We start from the raw sequence: 18,661 nt of genomic DNA on the forward strand, positions 1-18,661 counted from the left end.
GACGGCGCGCTGCGGCCCGGCGACGCGTGTGATGAGATCAGCGGTTATGAGTATCAAAGTTGCGCTGGAGCATCGCACCAGCTACACCTTTGACCGGCTGGTTTCGGTATTCCCGCACGTCGTGCGGCTGCGGCCGGCCCCGCACTCACGCACGCCCATCGAGGCCTACTCCCTGCGCGTCGAGCCCGCCGAGCATTTCATCAACTGGCAACAGGACGCGATGGGCAATTTCCTTGCCCGGCTTGTCTTTCCGAACCCCATGCGTCAACTGACCATCACCGTCGGGCTAATCGCCGACCTCAAGGTGATCAACCCCTTCGACTTCTTCATCGAGGAGTGGGCCGAAACCTGGCCGCCCGCTTCGGGGTCGATCTACCCCAAGGCGCTCGCCGAGGACCTCAAGCCGTATCTTCGGCCGGTCGACGAAGCCGACGAGGGGTCGGGGCCCGGCGAGCTCGCCCGGGCGTGGACGCGCAACTTCTCGGTTCCGGACGGCACCCGCACCATCGATTTCCTGGTCGCGCTCAACCGGGCGATCAACGCCGACGTGGCCTACAGCCTGCGCATGGAACCCGGCGTCCAGACGGCGGATTTCACGCTGCGCACCGGCGTGGGCTCGTGCCGGGATTCGGCATGGCTGCTGGTGTCGATCCTGCGCCAACTGGGGCTGGCCGCCCGGTTCGTGTCCGGCTACCTAGTGCAGTTGGCCTCCGACGTCGAGGCGCTCGACGGGCCGTCCGGGCCGGCCGCCGATTTCACCGACCTGCACGCCTGGACCGAGGTGTACATCCCGGGGGCGGGCTGGATCGGGCTGGACCCGACCTCGGGGCTGTTCGCCGGCGAGGGCCATATTCCGCTGGCCGCCACGCCGCATCCGGTCAGCGCGGCCCCGATCACCGGCAGCACCGAGGTGTGCACCACCACACTCGAGTTCTCCAACACCGTCACCCGCATCCACGAGGATCCGCGCGTCACGTTGCCCTACACCGACGCCGCGTGGGAGACGATCTGCGCGGTCGGCCGCAGCGTCGACGAGCGCCTGGCCGCCCGCGGCGTCCGGCTGACGGTCGGCGGCGAACCCACCTTCGTGTCGGTGGACAACCAGGTAAGTAAGGAATGGACGACGGAGGCCGACGGACCGCACAAGCGGCAGCGCGCCTCCGAGCTGGCCGGCCGGCTGAAAGCGGCGTGGGCCCCGCAGGGCCTGGTTCATCGCGGGCAGGGCCGCTGGTATCCGGGAGAACCGTTGCCGCGCTGGCAGATTGCGCTGTACTGGCGCGCCGATGGGGAACCGCTGTGGACCGACGAAACACTGCTGGCCGACCCCTGGGCTGCCGAGCCCGCCGGCGCCGGCGCCGACGACGAAACGGCGTACAAGGTGCTCGCGGGGGTCGCCGAAAGCCTGGGATTGCCGCTGTCCCAGGTACGGCCGGCCTACGAAGACCCGCTGGCCCGCCTGGCCGCGAAAGTCCGGCTGCCGCAAGGTGATGCGGTGCGACCCGAAGAAGACCTCAGCGCCGACGACGCGGCCGCACGCGCCGCACTGCTGGCCCGGCTCGACGAAACGACCACAGCCCCGGCTGCTTTCGTGTTGCCATTGCACCGCCGCGAGGACGCCACCGGCTGGGCCAGCGCCGACTGGCGACTGCGCCGGGGCCGGATCGTGCTGCTGGAAGGGGATTCGCCGGCGGGATTGCGGCTGCCGCTGAACTCGATCAGCTGGAAGCCGCCGCGACCGTCGTTCGACGCCGACCCCCTGACCGTCGACACCGCGCTGTCGACGGAGTCGACCAGCGCGGAGACTACCGATGAGGACAGCGCGCCGACGACCGCGATGGTGGCGCAGGCCCGCGACGGGCTGCTGTATGTGTTCATGCCGCCGACCGAGGCGCTGGACCACTTCGTCGACCTGATCGCGCGGGTCGAGGCCGCGGCGGCCAAGACCCGCACCGCGGTCGTGATCGAAGGCTACGGACCACCGCCGGACCCGCGGCTGCAGTCGACGACGATCACTCCCGACCCGGGCGTCATCGAAGTCAACGTGGCACCCACCGCCAGCTTCGACGAGCAACGACAGCAGCTCGAAACCCTATATGAGCAAGCACGATTGGCTCGACTGTCGACGGAGTCGTTCGACGTCGACGGCACACACGGCGGCACCGGCGGCGGCAACCACATCACGCTGGGCGGGGTGACGCCCGCGGACTCACCACTGCTGCGCCGCCCGGATCTGCTGGTCTCGCTGCTGACCTACTGGCAGCGGCACCCGTCGTTGTCCTATCTGTTCGCCGGCCGCTTCGTCGGCACCACCTCGCAGGCACCCCGGGTGGACGAGGGCCGCAGCGAGGCGCTGTACGAACTCGAGATCGCGTTCGCCGAGATCGCCCGGCTCTCGGCCGCCAAGGGTGGACCGCGGCCGTGGGTGACCGACCGCGCGCTGCGGCACCTGCTGACCGACATCACCGGAAACACCCACCGGGCCGAGTTCTGCATCGACAAGCTCTACAGCCCCGACAGCCCCCGCGGCCGGCTTGGGTTGCTCGAACTGCGGGGCTTCGAAATGCCGCCACACGTGCGCATGGCCATGGTGCAGTCGCTGCTGGTGCGTTCGTTGGTGGCCTGGTTCGCCGATGAGCCGCTGCACGCGCCGCTGATCCGGCACGGCGCCAACCTGCACGGCCGATACCTGTTGCCGCACTTCTTGATTCACGACATCGCCGACGTCGCCGCCGACCTGCGCGGGCACGGTATCGCGTTCGAGACCAGCTGGCTGGACCCGTTCACCGAGTTCCGCTTCCCGCGCATCGGCACCGCCGTCTTCGACGGTGTGGAGATCGAGCTGCGCGGGGCGATCGAGCCGTGGAACACCCTGGGCGAGGAGTCCACCGCGACCGGCACCGCCCGCTACGTCGACTCCTCGGTCGAGCGGCTGCAGGTCCGCATCATCGGCGCCGACCGGCACCGCTACCTGGTCACCTGCAACGGCTATCCGGTGCCGCTGCTGGCCACCGACAATCCCGACATCCACGTGGGCGGGGTGCGCTACAAGGCGTGGCAGCCGCCCAGCGCCCTGCATCCCACGATCACCACCGACGTGCCATTGCAATTCGAGCTGATCGATTTGACGACGGGAACCTCGCGCGGCGGCTGCACCTATCACGTGGCGCACCCCGGCGGCCGGGCCTACGACGAACCCCCGGTCAACGCCGTCGAGGCCGAGGCGCGGCGTGCCCGGCGGTTCGAGGCGAGCGGCTTCACCCCCGGCAAACTCGACCTGTCGGACCTGCGGGAGAAGCAGGCCCGGATATCCACCGACATCGGCGCGCCGGGCATTCTGGACCTGCGACGAGTGCGTACCGTGCAGCAGTAGTCACGTCTTTAAAGAACTGGCATCTCAATGGCACTCGACCCTTCGACGGTAACCGCAACTTCCGCCGATCGCTACGACACCGACCGGCTGCTCGCCGGCTACCGGACCGCGCGCGCCCAGGAGGCCCTGTTCGACCTGCGCCCCAGCACCCCGCACGGCGCGGGCTACGACGAATTCCTGGACGCCGACGGCGGGGTGCGCCCGGCCTGGGCCGAGGTCGCCGACACCGTCGCGCAACGGGGCCGGGCGGGACTCAATCAGTTGCGCTCGGTGGTGCACAGCCTGATCGACAACGACGGGATCACCTACACCGACGTCCATCCCGACGACGCACACGCGCTCGAACCGCGGCCGTGGAATCTGGACACCTTGCCGATCGTGTTGTCCGCGGCCGATTGGGAGGTGCTCGAGGTCGGTCTGGTGCAGCGCTCCCGGCTGCTCGACGCCGTGCTCGCCGACCTGTACGGTTCGCGCAGCCTGCTGACCGACGGCATGCTGCCGCCGGAGCTGGTGTTCGCCCACCCCGGTTACGTGCGTGCGGCCGCCGGAATCGAAATACCCGGGCATCACCAGCTTTTCATGCATGCTTGCGATCTGAGTCGACTGCCCAACGGCAACTTCGAGGTCAATGCGGACTGGACGCAGGCGCCCTCCGGCGCGGGTTACGCCCTGGCCGATCGGCGGGTGATCGCCCACGCGATACCCGATCTCTATGAGCGGATCGCGCCGCGGCCCAACACCCCGTTCGCACAGGCGCTGCGGCTGGCCCTGATCGACGCCGCGCCCGACGTCGCCCAGGACCCGGTGGTGGTGGTGCTCAGCCCCGGTATCTACTCCGAAACCGCGTTCGATCAGGCCTATCTCGCGACGCTGCTGGGTTTTCCGTTGGTGGAGAGCGCCGACTTGGTGGTGCGCGACGGCAAGGTGTGGATGCGCTCGCTGGGCACGCTCAAACAGGTCGACGTCGTTCTTCGGCGCGTCGACGCGCTCTACGCGGACCCGCTGGATCTGCGCGCCGACTCCCGACTCGGCGTGGTGGGGTTGGTGGAAGCACAACGCCGCGGCACGGTGACCGTGGTCAATACCCTGGGCAGCGGCATCCTGGAAAGCCCCGGCGTGCTGCGTTTCCTGCCGGAGCTGGCCGAGCGGCTCCTCGGTGAAGCCCCGCTGCTCAATACCGCGCCGGTGTATTGGGCCGGTATCGCAGCCGAGCGCTCCCACCTGCTGGCCAACCTGTCATCGCTGCTGATCAAGTCCACCGTCGGCGGGGAAACCCTTGTCGGGCCCGAACTTTCATCGTCGCAGCGCCAGGAGGTGGCCGACCGGATCGAGGCCATGCCGTGGCAATGGGCCGGCCAGGAGTTGCCGCAGTTCTCCTCGGCGCCGACCGATCATGCCGGCACGCTGTCCTCGGCCGGGGTCGGCATGCGGCTGTTCACGGTCGCACAGCGCGGCGGCTATGCCCCGATGACCGGTGGCGTCGGCTACGTCCTGGCCTCGGGTGCCGCCGCATATTCCCTGAAAACTGTTGCAGCCAAAGACATTTGGATACGACCGACGGAGCGAGCACGGGCCGAGACGATCACCTTGCCGACCGAGGTGAAGCCGGTGAAGACCGCGGCGGGCACCTGGGGCGTCAGCTCCCCGCGCGTGTTGTCCGACCTGTTCTGGATCGGCCGGTACGGCGAGCGCGCGGAGAGTACGGCCAGGCTGCTGATCGCCGCCCGCGACCGCTTCCACGTGTACCGCCATCAGCAGGACACCGAGGAGAGCGTGGTGGTGCCGGTGCTGATGGCCGCCCTGGGCCGCATCACCGGCACCGACACCGGGGCCGGCAACGATCCCGCCGAGATGATCGCGATCGTGCCGTCGACGCTGTGGTCGCTGACCGTCGATTCGAACCGGGCGGGATCGCTCGTTCAGTCGGTGGAGGGGCTGGCCCTGGCCGCCAGGGCGGTGCGCGACCAGATGTCCAACGACACCTGGATGGTGTTGGCCAATGTGGAGCGCGCGCTGACCCACCGGGCTGAGCCGCCACAGTCGCTGGCCGAGGCCGACACGCTGCTGGCGTCGGCGCACGCACGCACGCTGGCCGGGATGCTGACCCTGTCCGGGGTGGCCAGCGAATCGATGGTGCGCGACGTGGGCTGGTCGATGATGGACATCGGTAAACGCATCGAACGCGGCCTGTGGCTGACCGCACTGCTGGGCGCCACGCTGACCACCGCCCGGGGGCTCAGCGCCGAGCAGACGGTGATCGAATCGACGCTGGTGGCCTGCGAGTCGTCGGTCATCTATCGTCGCCGCACCGTCGGCAACCCCAGCGTCGCCGCGGTCGCCGATCTGATGCTGTTCGACGCGGACAACCCGCGCTCGCTGCTCTACCAACTGGATCGATTGCGCACCAACCTCAAAGACCTGCCCAGCGCATCGGGATCATCGCGCCCGGAGCGCATCGTCGAGGAGATCGGCACGCTGCTGCGCCGCTCGCATCCGGCCGAGCTGGAGGTCGCCGACGCCGAGGGGCACCGCGCCGAGCTGGCCGATCTGCTCGCCACCATCCACACCGAATTACGCGGTCTGGCCGAGGTCATCACCGAGACACAGCTGACCCTGCCCGGCGGCATGCAGCCGCTGTGGGGGCCCGACGCGCGCCGCGAGATGCCGGCGTAGCTCAGCCCGCGACGGCGGCCGAACCCTGTGCCGCCGAGACCACCTCGTCGATGACGTCGTGGATGAACTGCATCTTGTCCAGCACCGCGACCGGCAGCACGAACGGGTACAGGTCGTCGCGGCCCATCGACCGGTTCACCATGTTCAGCGACCACGACAGCGGGATCCACATGTCGATGATGTTGGGAAAAGCGCTGGGCCCCAACGGCGGCCGATCGAACGTCGCCGACGCTGACGCGAAACCGCACCACGCCGAGGTGTCCAGGGTGTCACGGATGTGCAGATAGTGCGCGAACGTCTCTGCCCAATCCTCGGCCGGGTGCATGGTGGCGTAGGACGAGACGAACTTCTCCTGCCAACCCTCCGGCGCGCCCTCGCTGTAATGCCGATCCAGCGCCTCCTGATAGTCGGCATCGGGATCCCCGAACAGCTCGTTGAACCGTCGCAGGTAGTCCTGGGACGGCGCGATCAACCGATAGAAGTAGTAGTGCCCGATCTCGTGGCGGAAATGCCCGAGCAGGGTCCGGTACGGCTCGTCCATCTCCACCCGCAGCTGCTCGCGATGAACGTCGTCGCCCTCGGCCAAATCCAGCGTGATGACCCCGTTTTCGTGCCCGGTCATCACCTGCTCGTGCGCACTGGACAGCAGCCGGAAGGCCAGTCCCTGCTCCGGATCGTCCTGGCGCCCGATGATCGGCAGTTTCAGCTCGTGCAGCTCGACGATCAGCCGCCGCTTGGCCGCCTCGGCCTGGGCGAACTCTGCCAGGCCGACCGTGTCGGCATCATTGGGACGCTCGGTGGTCAGCGCGCACGATGTGCACAGCAACCGAGGGTTGTTGACGGGCACCAGCCAATTGCATTCGGCGATCTGCAGATTGGCGCAGAGCTGATATTCCGCGGCGTCGACGATGCCGGCGTGGTCGCTGGCTTGGTTGTTAGCGTCGGCAATCACCAGCAGTGCCATCTGTTCGAGCGAGAAGCCCAGCGCGCTACCGCAATTCAGGCAGGTGGAGTTCTCGAACGCGAGCCGCTGCCCGCAGTTGGGACAATTGAAGTCACGCATACAGTTCATCACCTTCGAACGGCACCACATCGACTGCGACGTCGATCACGCTGTGCTCCGAGTCGGTGTAGATGATGCCGCGCAACGGCGGCACGTCGGCGTAGTCGCGGCCTCGGCCGACGATGATGTACCGCTGGTCGACCATCTGGTCGTTGGTGGGATCCAGCCCCAGCCACTCGAACTGGCCGGGCTCCTGGGGAGTCCACACGGCGGCCCAGGCGTGGGTCGCGTCGATTCCGATCATCCGTTCCTTTCCCGGGGGCGGGTCGGTGGCCAGATAGCCGGAGACATAGCTGGCCGCCAACCCATTGGCACGCAGGCAGGCGATCGCCAGCCTTGCGAAGTCTTGGCATACCCCTTCCCGGGCCACCAGAACCTCATTGACCCCGGTGGAAATCGTCGTCGACCCCGACCGGTAGGTGAAGTCGGTGAAGATCCGCGACGCCAGGTCACGCAGCACCTCGATCAGCGGGCGACCCGGGACGAAGCTGGGCGCCGCGTAGTCGCGGACCTCGTCGGTGATCTCGGGCGGGTTCAGGTCCAAGACGTACTCGGTGGCCAGCGCGCCGCGGCGTCCGGACGGCCGGGCCTGCTCCCACGGTTGGATTGCCGGCCCGCTGCTGTATCGCTGCGGTGGCGCCGGATAGACGTCGACGATGGAGTCGCTGATCACCGTCAGCGCGCGGTGCGGCTCGGTGACGTGAAAGTACGAGCTGATGTTGCCGTAGCCGTCGACGCTGGTCGAGCTGTCGGCCGGGACCGGGTCGATGGTCAGCCGGTGCGCGATGCAGCGCTGCCGCTGCGAGTCCCGCGGCGTGAGGAAACCGCGGCCATACGAGCTGGTCACGACGTCGGAATAGCGGTACTCGGTGCGGTGGGTGACGCGATGCCTGCGCGTCTGCGCGCCGTGGTCTGCAGCAGCCAACGAACACCTCCCAGGTTCTGCTCGTGCAGGGTTGGCAACCGATAGCCAATACGGCACCAAGCGCACCATAGCGGGAGCACAATTGGACGGGTGGCCACCTGGGACGACGTTGCCCGGATCATCGGTGAGCTGCCACTCACCTCCGAGCAGTCACCACACGACTGGCGGGTCGGCAAGAAGTTGCTGGCCTGGGAGCGGCCGCTGCGTCCGAAGGACCGGGAAGCGCTGTCAGCCAACGGGGTCCCGCCGCCCGACGGCGACATACTCGGGGTCCGGGTGTCCGACGAGGGTGTCAAGTACGCGCTAGTGGCTGACGAGCCGCGGATCTACTTCACCACCCCGCATTTCGACGGCTACCCCGCGGTGCTGGTCAAGCTGGACGCGATCGATGTGCGCGGTCTCGAGGAGCTGATCACCGAGGCCTGGCTGTCACAGGCGCCCAAGAAGCTGGTGCAGGAGTTCCTGACCGGTTCGTTCTGAGCGCTCACGGTGTTGCGAGGTCGATCACCCGCTGCAGGTCGTCGATGCATGCCTGCACGACGTCGGCCAGCACCACCTCGGTGCGCTCCCGGGCGTTCGTCAGCAGGCTCGCCGCGTGCCGGCGGGCGGCGTCGAGGTGGCCGGTCGCGGCGGCCTGGTCCGTGTCGGCCAGCGCGGTCGCCCGCCTGAGGTCGCCCAGCACCTCCGCGGCGGGGTGTGACGGCCGACCGCGCGGGCCGTCGGGGCTGCCCGCACAGGTGGGCACGACGACGCGGGCCAGCTGCAGTACCGAACCCGCCAGCAGGGCCAGCTGCACGGCCTGATGATCACCGGCCCGTACGGCGTCGCGCAGCCCCCAGCGTCGCGGCGCCACGCGCACGATCTGTCGCGAGGTAGTACGGGCCTGGATGAGTCCGCCCAGCTGTTCGTGCACCCGGTCGACCGCCGGCAGCGGCCAGTCGGCGGCGGGCGCTTGGCGGCCGCGCACCAGATCGCCGGTGCGCTCCAGCACCCATTCCAGGGTGCTGAGCACCGCAAGCCGCGACGAGCGCAGCACGACCAGCGGGTTGGCCGGGAACAGCAGCACGGAGATGACGATGGCCAGGCTGCCGCCGATCAGCGCGTCGAAGATGCGCTCCCACCCGACACCGCTGCGGTAGAGGGCAATCACCAAGATCGACGACACCACGGTCTGGTTGGCGAACATCATGCCCTGGCCGATCAGGCCCTGCCCGATGAAAACCGCGGCCAGCAGGGCGATCAACGCCGCGACCGTGATCGACACGGTGCCCGGTCCGAGCAGCTCCTGCACGACGGTGCCCGTCCCGATGCCCACCGTCACGCCGATCATCATCTGGATGGCCCGTTGCGCGCGCAGCACGTTGCTCGTCGAGAGGGACACCGCCGCGGCGATCGGCGCGAAAAACGGTTGCGGATGCGCGAGCACGTCGTGCGCGAGGTACCAGGACAACCCCGCCGCCACTGAGGTCTGCACCAGGTTGAACCACACACCGCGCACCCGTTGCGCACCGCCGACCACAGCGGCTCGCGCGAACGGATGCGTCAGCAGCGAAGTGCTCATCCCGCCTGCTTACCGCAGCGCCGACGCACGCGGCAACGCGAACCGCTAGACGCGCTTCAACTCGAACAGGGGAATGATCCGGCTGGTCTTCGACTGGTACTCGCCGAACGCCGGCACGACCGCGGCCACTTGCTCCAACAGGCGATCGCGCTCCTCGCGGGGCAGTTCGTGCGCCGTCACGTCGAACGTGTCGGCCCCGATCTCGACCCGTGCCTGCGGGTTGGCCCGCAGGTTGTGCACCCAGGCCGGGTCCTTGGGCGCACCGCCGAAAGACCCGATGATGATCAGCTTGCCGTCGATCTCGAAATAGGCCAGCGGAGAAAGCCGTTGCTGGCCGGTCTTGGCGCCCGTCGTGGTGAGCAACAGCAGGCTGCGGCCGGCGAACGGGCCGCCGACCCTGCCGGCGTTGGCCCGGAATTCGTCGACGATGCCCCGGTTGAATGCGTTGATGTCGTCAATTTGCGGCGTTTCGGTCATCTCTGTTGAACCGCCTTGGGTTTGACGTCTATTCCGGATTCCTTGCGCTGCTGTGCGGTGATCGGCGCGGGCGCGTCGGTCAGCGGGTCGACGCCGCCGCCGGTCTTGGGGAACGCGATCACCTCGCGGATGGAGTCCACCCCGGACAGCAGGGCGTTGATCCGGTCCCACCCGAACGCGATGCCGCCGTGCGGTGGCGCACCAAAGGTGAACGCCTCCAACAGAAACCCGAACTTGTCTTCGGCTTCGGCCTTGTCCAGGCCCATCACCGCGAACACCCGCTCCTGGATGTCGCGGCGATGGATACGGATCGAGCCGCCGCCGATCTCGTTGCCGTTGCAGACGATGTCGTAGGCATCGGCCAGCACCCGGCCGGGATCGCGGTCAACGATGTCCTCGTATTCGGGTTTGGGCGAGGTGAACGCGTGATGCACTGCCGTCCACGCCCCCGAGCCCACGGCCACGTCACCAGCGGCGGTCGCGTCTTCGGCGGGCTCGAACAGCGGCGGGTCGACCACCCACACGAACGCCCAGGCGTCGGGGTCGATGAGGCCCAGCCGGCTCGCGATTTCGCCGCGGGCCGCGCCCAGCAGGGCGCGCGACGATTTCGCCGGGCCGGCCGAGAAGAAGATGCAGTCCCCCGGATTCGCTCCGACATGGCCGGCCAGGCCTACGCGTTCGGCCTCGGAGAGGTTCTTGGCGACCGGACCGCTCAGCTCGCCGTCCTCGCCGACCAGCACGTAGGCCAGCCCGCGATGCCCGCGTTGCTTGGCCCACTCCTGCCACCCGTCCAGGGTGCGCCGGGGCTGCGCGGCCCCGCCGGGCATCACCACGGCGCCGACGTAGGGCGCCTGGAACACCCGAAAAGTGGTGTCTTTGAAGAACTCCGTGCACTCGACGAGCTCCAGCCCGAAGCGCAGGTCCGGTTTGTCGGAGCCGAACCGCCGCATGGCTTCGGCGTAACTGATCCGCGGGATCGGCGTCGGGATCTGGTAGCCGATCAGCGCCCACAATGCGGTCAGGATCTCCTCGGAGATCGCGATGATGTCTTCGGCGTCGACGAAGCTCATCTCCATGTCGAGCTGGGTGAACTCCGGTTGCCGGTCGGCACGGAAATCCTCGTCGCGATAACAGCGGGCGATCTGGTAATAGCGCTCCATGCCGGCCACCATCAGCAGCTGCTTGAACAGCTGCGGGCTTTGCGGCAGGGCGTAGAACGAGCCGGGGTGCAGCCGGGCGGGCACCAGGAAGTCGCGGGCCCCCTCCGGTGTCGAGCGGGTGATGGTCGGCGTCTCGATCTCGACGAAGTCGTGCCGGGCCAGCACCGCCCGGGCGGCGGCATTGACTTTGGACCGCAATCGGATTGCGGCAGCCGGGCCGTCACGGCGCAGGTCGAGGTAGCGGTACTTCAGCCGCAGTTCTTCCCCCGCCGGCTCGTCGAGCTGGAAGGGCAGCGGCGCGCATTCCCCGAGCACCGTCAGCGAGGTGGCGTTGACCTCGACGTCGCCGGTCGGTATCTCGGCGTTGGCGTTGCCCTCCGGGCGGATCTCGACGACGCCGTGCACGGCGATGCAGAATTCGGCGCGCAATCGGTGCGCCTGCTCCAGCACCTGCCCTTCTTCCAGGGCGTCGCGGAAAACGACCTGGGCGACTCCGGACGCGTCGCGCAGGTCGATGAAGATGACGCCCCCGTGGTCGCGGCGGCGCGCCACCCACCCCACCAGTGTCACCTGCTGGCCGGCGTCGCCATCCCGAAGCGAACCAGCGGTGTGGCTGCGCAGCACAAAGACTCCCCTCTACCTTGGACGACTGACCAGTCTAAGGGGCGGTGTAACTTCACTTTTATCGCCACAAACATCGCACTCGTCGGCCCCGGCGCCGTCGGCACAACTGTCGCCGCCCTGTTGCACCGGGCCGGGCATTCCGTCCTTGTCTGCGGCCGCACCGCACGCGAGAACATCGAACTGCGTCCCGACTGCCAGGAACCCGTCGTGGTGCCCGGGCCGGTACGCACCGACCCGGCCGGGATATCCGGTCCAGTGGACCTGGTGGTGCTGGCGGTCAAGGCCACTCAGAACGATCAGGCGGCCGGCTGGCTGTCCCGGCTGTGCGCCGCGCACACCATCGTCACCGTGCTGCAGAACGGCGTCGAGCAAGTCGAGCAGGTGCAACCGCTGTGCCCGGACTCGGCCGTGATCCCCGGCATCGTCTGGTATTCCGCCGAGACGCAACCCGAGGGTTGGGTGCGGTTGCGCACCGAACCGGCACTGGTATTGCCGTCCGGCCCCGCCGCGCAGACCGTCGCCGAGCTGCTGCGGGGCGCCGGCTGCCGAGTGGACCCCGACCCCGACTTCGGCACGGCGGCCTGGCGGAAACTGCTCACCAATGCCCTGGCCGGGTTCATGGCGCTGGCCGGGCGTCGCTCCGGGATGTATCGCCGCGACGACGTCGCCGCGCTGGCCCGCCGCTATGTGGCCGAGTGCCTCGCCGTCGCGCGGGCCGAGGGCGCCCGGCTGCCCGACGGCGTGGTCGACGAGCTGGTCGGGCTGTTCGAGCAGGCTCCGGCGGACCTGGGCACCTCGATCCTGGCCGACCGCGAACACCACCGGCCGATGGAATGGGACATCCGCAACGGCGTGATCATCCGCAAGGCGCGCCGGCACAACCTGGCGACGCCGATCAGCGATGTGCTGGTTCCGCTACTGGCCGCGGCCAGCGACGGACCCGGCTAGGTTTATGCCTATGCATCCCTGCGAACGGGTCGACCTCGACTTCATCGAGACCGCGCCCTTCCGCTTTCGCAACAGCGTCGACCTGGCCATCACGCCAGAGCAGGTGTTCGAGGTGCTGGCTGACGCGGACGCCTGGCCGCGCTGGGCATCGGTGATCACCAAGGTGACCTGGACCAGCCCGGAGCCTCGCGGGGTCGGCACCACCCGCGTCGTCGAGATGCGCGGCGGCCTGAAACCTCTGGTCGGCAACGAAGAATACTTGGCCTGGGAACCGTTGCACCGCATGGCCTTTCGATTCAACGAATGTTCCGCCAAGGCCGTCGCCGCGTTCGCCGAGGACTACCGCGTGCAAGCCATCCCGGGCGGTTGTCGGCTGACCTGGACGATGGCGCAGCGGGCGCGCGGGCCGGCGCGGCTGGCGATGGTCGTCGCCGGGCCGCTGCTGAACCTGGCGCTGCGGCGGTTCCTGCGCAACCTGCGCCGCTATACCGACAGCCGTTACTCGACGAGCCCACAACACTAGGAGGGTGCGATGACCTTCAACGAAGGTATGCAGATCGACACCAGCACCGCGGAATCGTCCGGCGGCATGGGTGGCATGGGGATGGCCGTCGGGGGCGGCGGGGTCGGGTTGCTCATCCTGGTCGCCGCGTTGTTCTTTGGCATCGACCCCGGCCGCGTCGCGACCCACCAGGCCCCGGGCACCGGCGGCTATTCCGCGCCCGGGTTCGATTTGAGCCAGTGCAAGACCGGCGCCGACGCCAATAAGTACGTGCAGTGCCGGGTGGTGGCCACCGGCAATTCCGTGGATGCCGTCTGGCATCAGCTGATGCGGAATTACACCCGTCCGCACGTGCGCCTGTTCACCGGTTCGGTGAACACCGGCTGCGGCCCGGCGACGACCGCGGTGGGCCCGTTCTACTGCCCGGTGGACCAGACCGCGTATTTCGACACCGACTTCTTCAAGGAACTTGTCGACAAATTCGGTTCCAGCGGTGGGCCTTTCGCGCAGGAGTACGTGGTTGCTCACGAATACGGCCATCACGTGCAGCAGTTGCAGGGACTGCTGGGCCGGTCCCAGCAGGGCGCGCAGGGCGCCGGCGGCAACGGGGTCCGCACGGAGTTGCAGGCCGACTGCTACGCCGGCATCTGGGCGCACTACGCCTCCACGGTCAAGCAGGAAAGCACCGGTGTGCCGTACCTGGAGCCGTTGAGCGACAAGGACATTCAAGATGCGCTCTCGGCCGCCGCGTCGGTCGGCGACGACCGGATCCAAAAGGAGTCGACGGGGCGGGTCAACCCCGAGTCGTGGACACATGGATCCGCCGCGCAACGGCAGAAGTGGTTCACCGTCGGCTACCAGACCGGCGACGTGCACCAGTGCGACACGTTCGCGGCCGACTACCTCGGCTAGGGGGTGCCCAGCAGCGTCATCAGGTGTGCCCGGCCCGCCTCGTCGAGCGCTAACAGCGGCGGGCGCGGGTCGCCGACCGGGAAGCCGAGCAGGTCGAGGCCCGCCTTCACGGTGGTGGGCAGGCCGCCGGAGACGATGAACTCCAGCAGCGGTTTGAGGTCGTCGTAAAGCATCCGCGCCTTGTCCAGGTTGCCCGCGCGCACCGCCTCGTAGAGGTCCAGGCACTGCTGCGCCCGCAGATTCGGTGCGGCCGTGCACCATCCGGCGGCGCCGGCCTTCAGAGCGTCGAGCACCAATGGATTGCTGCCGTTGTAGAACGGCAGCCGGCCGCAGGACAACTGGGAGATGCGCTGCATGCGGGACAGGTCGCCGGTGGATTCCTTGACCATCCGCACGTTTTCGATGTTCTCGAACATGCTGACCAGCAAGTCGGGGGACATGTCCACGCCGCTGGTGGCCGGGTTGTTGTAGGCCATGATCGGGATGGAGATGGCGTCGCTGATGCTGCGGTAGTGCTGGACGATCTCCCGCTCACGCAGCTTCCAGTAGGACACCGGCAGCACCATCACCGCGTCGGCACCGGCCTGCTGAGCGTACTCGGCCCGGCGCACGGTCCGGGCGGTCGTCACATCCGATACGCCCACGACGACGGGAACCCGGCGATCCACAGTGGCGATCGTGGTGTCGACCACGGTGTCGAACTCGTGCTCGTCGAGATAGGCCAACTCGCCGGTGCTGCCCAGCGGGGCGATGGCGTGCACCCCCACGGTGATCAGCCGCTCGACCAGCTCGGCCAGCGCGGCGGTGTCGATGCCCCCGTCGAACGGGGTGACCGGGTAGGCGATGATGCCGTGAATCTCAGACACTGGGCTCCTTAACTCGTCAGGGCGTCTTAACTCGTCAGGGCGTCGGGGTGGCGGGCCAGAGCCCGGCGCGCGTAGTAGGCGAAGTTGGCCTGGCTGCGGCTGGGGGTCAGCGTCCAGTCGTGCGCCTCGCGGGCCAGCTGTTCGGGCAGCGGCTTGACCCGGCCGGCGGCCATGGCCGCCAGCTGCAGCTTTGCCGCCCGCTCGATCAGGATGCCCAGCGAGCAGGCCTCCTCGATGCTGGCGCCGGCGATCACGTGACCATGATGCGCCAGCAGCACCGCTTTCTTGTCGCCGAGCGCGGCGGTGATGATTTCGCCTTCCTCGTTGCCGACCGGCACACCCGGCCACTCGGCCAGAAACGCGCAGTCGTTGAACAGCGGCGTGGTGTCCATGTGCGAGACCATCAGCGGGACCTCGAGCATCGACAGTGCCGCCACATGGAAGGCGTGGGTGTGCACGATGCACTGGACGTCGGGGCGGGCCCGGTAGATCCAGCTGTGAAAGCGGTTGGCGGGGTTAGCCATTCCGTCACCATCGAGGACGTTGAGGTCCTCGTCGATCAGCAGCAGGTTGTCCTCGGTGATCTCGTCGAACCCCAGGCCCAGCCGCTGCGTGTAGTAGGTCCCATCGGTCTCGGCGCGCGCGGTGATCTGTCCGGCCAGACCGGAGTCGTGGCCGGCGTCGAACAGCGCCCGGCAGGTCAGCGCCAGCTTCTGTCGGGTGCTCAGCTGCGTATCGGCCCCACCCGGTGTGGCCGCCGGTAGCAAGGTGGCGGCCAGCTGCTCCTGGGAGCGACGCATCAGATCGGCTTTGGTATCGCGGAACGTGGTGGCCATGACACTAAGGTAGCATCATAGGAAACCTTGTGTCATTGTCCGCGATCGGAGGCTTGCCGCATGACAGCGCTGCTTCGTGCCGTTCGCAGGCAACGCGGTCTGACCCTCGAGCAGCTCGCCGCCCAAACCGGGTTGACCAAGAGTTACCTGTCCAAGATCGAGCGCCGGCAGAGCACCCCGTCGATCGCGGTGGCCCTCAAGGTCGCACGCGCGCTCGACGTCGACGTCGGCCGGCTCTTCTCCGACGAGACGGCGCAAGAGAAGATCACCGTCGACCGCGCTACCGACGGCGACGGGCGACGCTACCAGGTGCTGGCGTCCGCGCTGCTGGGAAAGTCCATGTCGCCGTTCATCCTTCGACCGGGTGCGGCTGTCGGCGACACCGCACACGCCGAGCACACCGGCCAGGAGTTCGTGTTCGTCCACGCCGGACGCATCGAACTGCAGTACGGAGACCAGACCGTCGCGCTCGGCGCCGGCGACAGCGCATACTTCGACGCGTCGATCAGTCACAAGATCCGCGCCCTGGGCACCGATGCGGCCGAGGTGGTGGTCGTCGCCCACACCGAACCGCGGCAGAGGGCTGATTAGCTGGGACGGGCCGCGCAGGTGACGGTAGTGGTGGCGTCCTGATGAGCGACGACCTGACCGTCGATGGCCAGCTCGCAATGGAACTGCGCCGGGCCGTTGCCCGAATCCGGCCATTTCAGCATGCCGCTGGCGGTGACGCTGGCCCACTGGTTGGGGTTCGTCAGGGTGACCGTGTACACGGCCGGCGCCCCGCCGCTCAGCGGAGCCTGCACGCTGGTCATGAACTTCGACGGGTCCGCGTTGTAGGCGGCCTGGCTGGGCGGGTCGGCGTTCACGTAGGAGACGTTGGCGGTCAGGTTGTTCGGGCTCGTCACGGTGTAGGTCACCTGATGGCCATCCGCATGCGCCGTGGCCGGGCCGAGAATCGTTCCCGCCACGGCCGCGACCAGGGCAAACGTAGCCGACGCGACGGGGAGCGCCCCATTTCGCAGGTTCGTCATCACGTTCGTCATATCGAAAACGCTACCGGATTCGTTACCCACGGTTCCGGCGTTCACCGCGTGATCCGCACACCGTTGCCTGGCTCGGGTATGAAGCAGGCATGACCGAGGACGCCGAGCCCGCCGCCGAACCGGACAAACCGGACGTCAGTCGCCGGCGGTTGTTGACGACCGGCGCGACCGCCGCCGTCGCCGGCCTGGGCATCGGCGCCGGCGTCGGGGTTGGTGGTGCCGCGCTGCTGTGGTCGAACCCGTCGGGGCCGGGTGTGTGGCCAGGGCTGTGGCGGCGTCCCGACCGGACCGGCGCACCGCCCGTGTTCGGCCTGCATCTGCAATTCGGCAAGAACGCGGGCACCGAGGTGGTGGTGTCGTGGCACACCACCGAAGCCGTCGGCAACCCGCGCGTCCTGCTGGGCACGCCGGCTGCCGGCCTCGGCCAGACCGTGCCGGCCGAAACCCGCACCTATCGAGATGCCAAGTCCAACAACGAGGTTCGTGTCCACCACGCGCGGCTGACCAACCTTACTCCGGATAACGACTACGTCTACGCCGCGGTGCACGACGGCGCCGAGCCGGAGCAGGGCGTGGTAAGGACCGCGCCGGTAGGACGGAAACCGCTGCGCTTCACCAGCTTCGGTGATCAATCCACGCCCACGCTGGCCTTGCTGCCGAACGGCAAGTACGGCACCGACAACATCGGCTCCCCCGCCGCCGCCGACATGACCCTGGCGATCGAGCGCATGGCCCCGCTGTTCAACTTGGTCAACGGCGACCTGTGCTACGCCAACCTCGCCAACGACCGCATCCGCACCTGGTCGAACTGGTTCGCCAACAACAGTCGCTCGGCACGCTACCGGCCCTGGATGCCGGCGGCGGGTAACCACGAGAACGAGCTGGGCAACGGGCCGGTGGGCTACGGCGCCTATCAGACCTACTTCGCGCTGCCCGATTCCGGGTCGAGCCCCGAACTGCGCGGCCTGTGGTACTCGTTCACCGCCGGCTCGGTGCGGGTGATCAGCCTCAACAACGACGACGTGGCCTTGCAGGACGGCGGTAACTTCTACGTGCACGGCTACTCGGGTGGTGAACAAAAGCGCTGGCTCGCAGCCGAACTCGCGGCGGCGCGGCAAGATCCCGACATCGACTGGCTGGTCGTCTGCATGCATCAGACGGCGATCTCCACCGCCGAGCGTGCCAACGGCGCTGACCTCGGGATCCGCACGGAGTGGCTGCCGCTGTTCGACCAGTATCGGGTCGACCTGGTGGTGTGCGGCCACGAGCATCACTACGAGCGGTCGCATCCGCTGCGCGGAGCCGAGAACACCGACACCCGAACGCCGGTACCGGTTGACACCCGCGGCGACGTCATCGACACGACACGCGGGACCGTGCACCTCGTCATCGGCGGCGGTGGCACCTCGGCGCCGACCAACGCGACGCTGTATCCCCAACCGCGCTGCCGGGTAATCACCGGCGTCGGCGCGTTCGACCCCGCCGTCAAACGCAAACCACCGATCTACGTTGTCGAAGATGCCCCGTGGTCGGCGTTTCGTGACCGCGAAAACCCTTATGGCTTCGTATCTTTCGACGTCGAGCCGGGTCAGCCCGGCGGCAACACCTCGATCCACGCGACGCACTACACACTGGCCGGGCCGCTGGGGGCGGTCGCCGTCGTCGAGCGGTTCACCCTGACCAAGCCCCGCGGCGGCTAGC

The 18,661-nt window shown here is 68.3% G+C and carries 16 protein-coding genes; 8 read left to right on the top strand and 8 right to left on the bottom strand.

Annotated elements, in window-relative coordinates; all coding sequences use genetic code 11:
* The first annotated feature begins 46 nt into the window (after positions 1-46).
* Together G6N33_RS01660 and G6N33_RS01665 are read left to right on the top strand one after the other, a co-directional pair.
* Positions 47-3,370, top strand: a complete 3,324-nt coding sequence (locus G6N33_RS01660) for a transglutaminase family protein (protein ID WP_044511263.1) — start codon at positions 47-49, stop codon at positions 3,368-3,370.
* A 27-nt stretch (positions 3,371-3,397) separates the two neighbouring features.
* On the top strand, positions 3,398-6,043 hold the full coding sequence (locus G6N33_RS01665) for a circularly permuted type 2 ATP-grasp protein (protein ID WP_044511261.1): 2,646 nt from the start codon (positions 3,398-3,400) through the stop codon (positions 6,041-6,043).
* 1 nt (position 6,044) lies between these two features.
* On the opposite strand, the gene G6N33_RS01670 is transcribed toward G6N33_RS01665, so the two are convergent.
* Positions 6,045-7,106, bottom strand: a complete 1,062-nt coding sequence (locus tag G6N33_RS01670) for a zinc-binding metallopeptidase family protein (RefSeq protein WP_044511260.1) — start codon at positions 7,104-7,106, stop codon at positions 6,045-6,047.
* A complete protein-coding gene (locus G6N33_RS01675; protein ID WP_044511258.1) occupies positions 7,099-8,031 on the bottom strand; it encodes a transglutaminase family protein in 933 nt (310 codons plus the stop codon). Before G6N33_RS01675 ends, G6N33_RS01670 begins: the two co-directional genes overlap by 8 nt.
* Before the next feature lie 90 nt (positions 8,032-8,121).
* Between G6N33_RS01675 and G6N33_RS01680 the strand changes: the two genes are divergently transcribed.
* Complete coding sequence (locus G6N33_RS01680; RefSeq protein ID WP_044511256.1) at positions 8,122-8,511, top strand: MmcQ/YjbR family DNA-binding protein; 390 nt, start codon at positions 8,122-8,124, stop codon at positions 8,509-8,511.
* Between the two features lie 4 nt (positions 8,512-8,515).
* On the opposite strand, the gene G6N33_RS01685 is transcribed toward G6N33_RS01680, so the two are convergent.
* From G6N33_RS01685 to aspS, 3 genes are read right to left on the bottom strand one after another with little or no spacing between them, the layout of a single operon-like run.
* A complete protein-coding gene (locus G6N33_RS01685) occupies positions 8,516-9,592 on the bottom strand; it encodes an FUSC family protein (RefSeq protein WP_101528809.1) in 1,077 nt (358 codons plus the stop codon).
* Between the two features lie 45 nt (positions 9,593-9,637).
* Entirely contained in the window at positions 9,638-10,069 is a 432-nt protein-coding gene (locus G6N33_RS01690) for a nitroreductase family deazaflavin-dependent oxidoreductase (RefSeq protein ID WP_044511253.1), read from the bottom strand.
* The gene (gene aspS, locus G6N33_RS01695; protein WP_044511252.1) at positions 10,066-11,853 is read right to left on the bottom strand and encodes an aspartate--tRNA ligase; all 1,788 of its coding nucleotides are present in this window, start codon (positions 11,851-11,853) and stop codon (positions 10,066-10,068) included. The genes G6N33_RS01690 and aspS overlap by 4 nt, the downstream gene beginning before the upstream one ends.
* Positions 11,854-11,913: 60 nt before the next feature.
* Between aspS and G6N33_RS01700 the strand changes: the two genes are divergently transcribed.
* From G6N33_RS01700 to ypfJ, 3 genes are read left to right on the top strand one after another with little or no spacing between them, the layout of a single operon-like run.
* Positions 11,914-12,801, top strand: a complete 888-nt coding sequence (locus G6N33_RS01700) for an oxidoreductase (protein WP_179962694.1) — start codon at positions 11,914-11,916, stop codon at positions 12,799-12,801.
* 10 nt (positions 12,802-12,811) lie between these two features.
* The gene (locus G6N33_RS01705) at positions 12,812-13,324 is read left to right on the top strand and encodes an SRPBCC family protein (RefSeq protein ID WP_044511250.1); all 513 of its coding nucleotides are present in this window, start codon (positions 12,812-12,814) and stop codon (positions 13,322-13,324) included.
* Positions 13,325-13,333: 9 nt separating this feature from the next.
* Complete coding sequence (ypfJ, locus tag G6N33_RS01710; protein WP_044511248.1) at positions 13,334-14,215, top strand: KPN_02809 family neutral zinc metallopeptidase; 882 nt, start codon at positions 13,334-13,336, stop codon at positions 14,213-14,215.
* Here the strand turns inward: ypfJ and G6N33_RS01715 are convergent.
* Positions 14,212-15,081, bottom strand: a complete 870-nt coding sequence (locus tag G6N33_RS01715; protein WP_044511247.1) for a dihydrodipicolinate synthase family protein — start codon at positions 15,079-15,081, stop codon at positions 14,212-14,214. The two genes, ypfJ and G6N33_RS01715, sit on opposite strands and share 4 nt — an antisense overlap.
* 26 nt (positions 15,082-15,107) lie before the next feature.
* Positions 15,108-15,917 carry an aldolase gene (locus G6N33_RS01720; protein WP_044511245.1) on the bottom strand — a complete coding sequence of 270 codons (810 nt, stop codon included), beginning with the start codon at positions 15,915-15,917 and terminating at the stop codon, positions 15,108-15,110.
* Positions 15,918-15,977: 60 nt separating this feature from the next.
* On the opposite strand from G6N33_RS01720, the gene G6N33_RS01725 reads away from it, so the two are divergent.
* Complete coding sequence (locus G6N33_RS01725; protein ID WP_044511244.1) at positions 15,978-16,508, top strand: helix-turn-helix domain-containing protein; 531 nt, start codon at positions 15,978-15,980, stop codon at positions 16,506-16,508.
* Here G6N33_RS01725 and G6N33_RS01730 read toward each other — a convergent pair.
* Positions 16,505-16,948: a hypothetical protein gene (locus G6N33_RS01730; RefSeq protein ID WP_044513251.1), complete on the bottom strand. Its 444-nt coding sequence runs from the start codon at positions 16,946-16,948 to the stop codon at positions 16,505-16,507. The two genes, G6N33_RS01725 and G6N33_RS01730, sit on opposite strands and share 4 nt — an antisense overlap.
* Positions 16,949-17,049: 101 nt before the next feature.
* On the opposite strand from G6N33_RS01730, the gene G6N33_RS01735 reads away from it, so the two are divergent.
* On the top strand, positions 17,050-18,660 hold the full coding sequence (locus tag G6N33_RS01735) for a purple acid phosphatase family protein (protein ID WP_101528810.1): 1,611 nt from the start codon (positions 17,050-17,052) through the stop codon (positions 18,658-18,660).
* Position 18,661 lies beyond the last annotated feature (1 nt).

Origin of the sequence: Mycobacterium simiae, assembly GCF_010727605.1 — a bacterium.
Taxonomy (GTDB): domain Bacteria; phylum Actinomycetota; class Actinomycetes; order Mycobacteriales; family Mycobacteriaceae; genus Mycobacterium; species Mycobacterium simiae.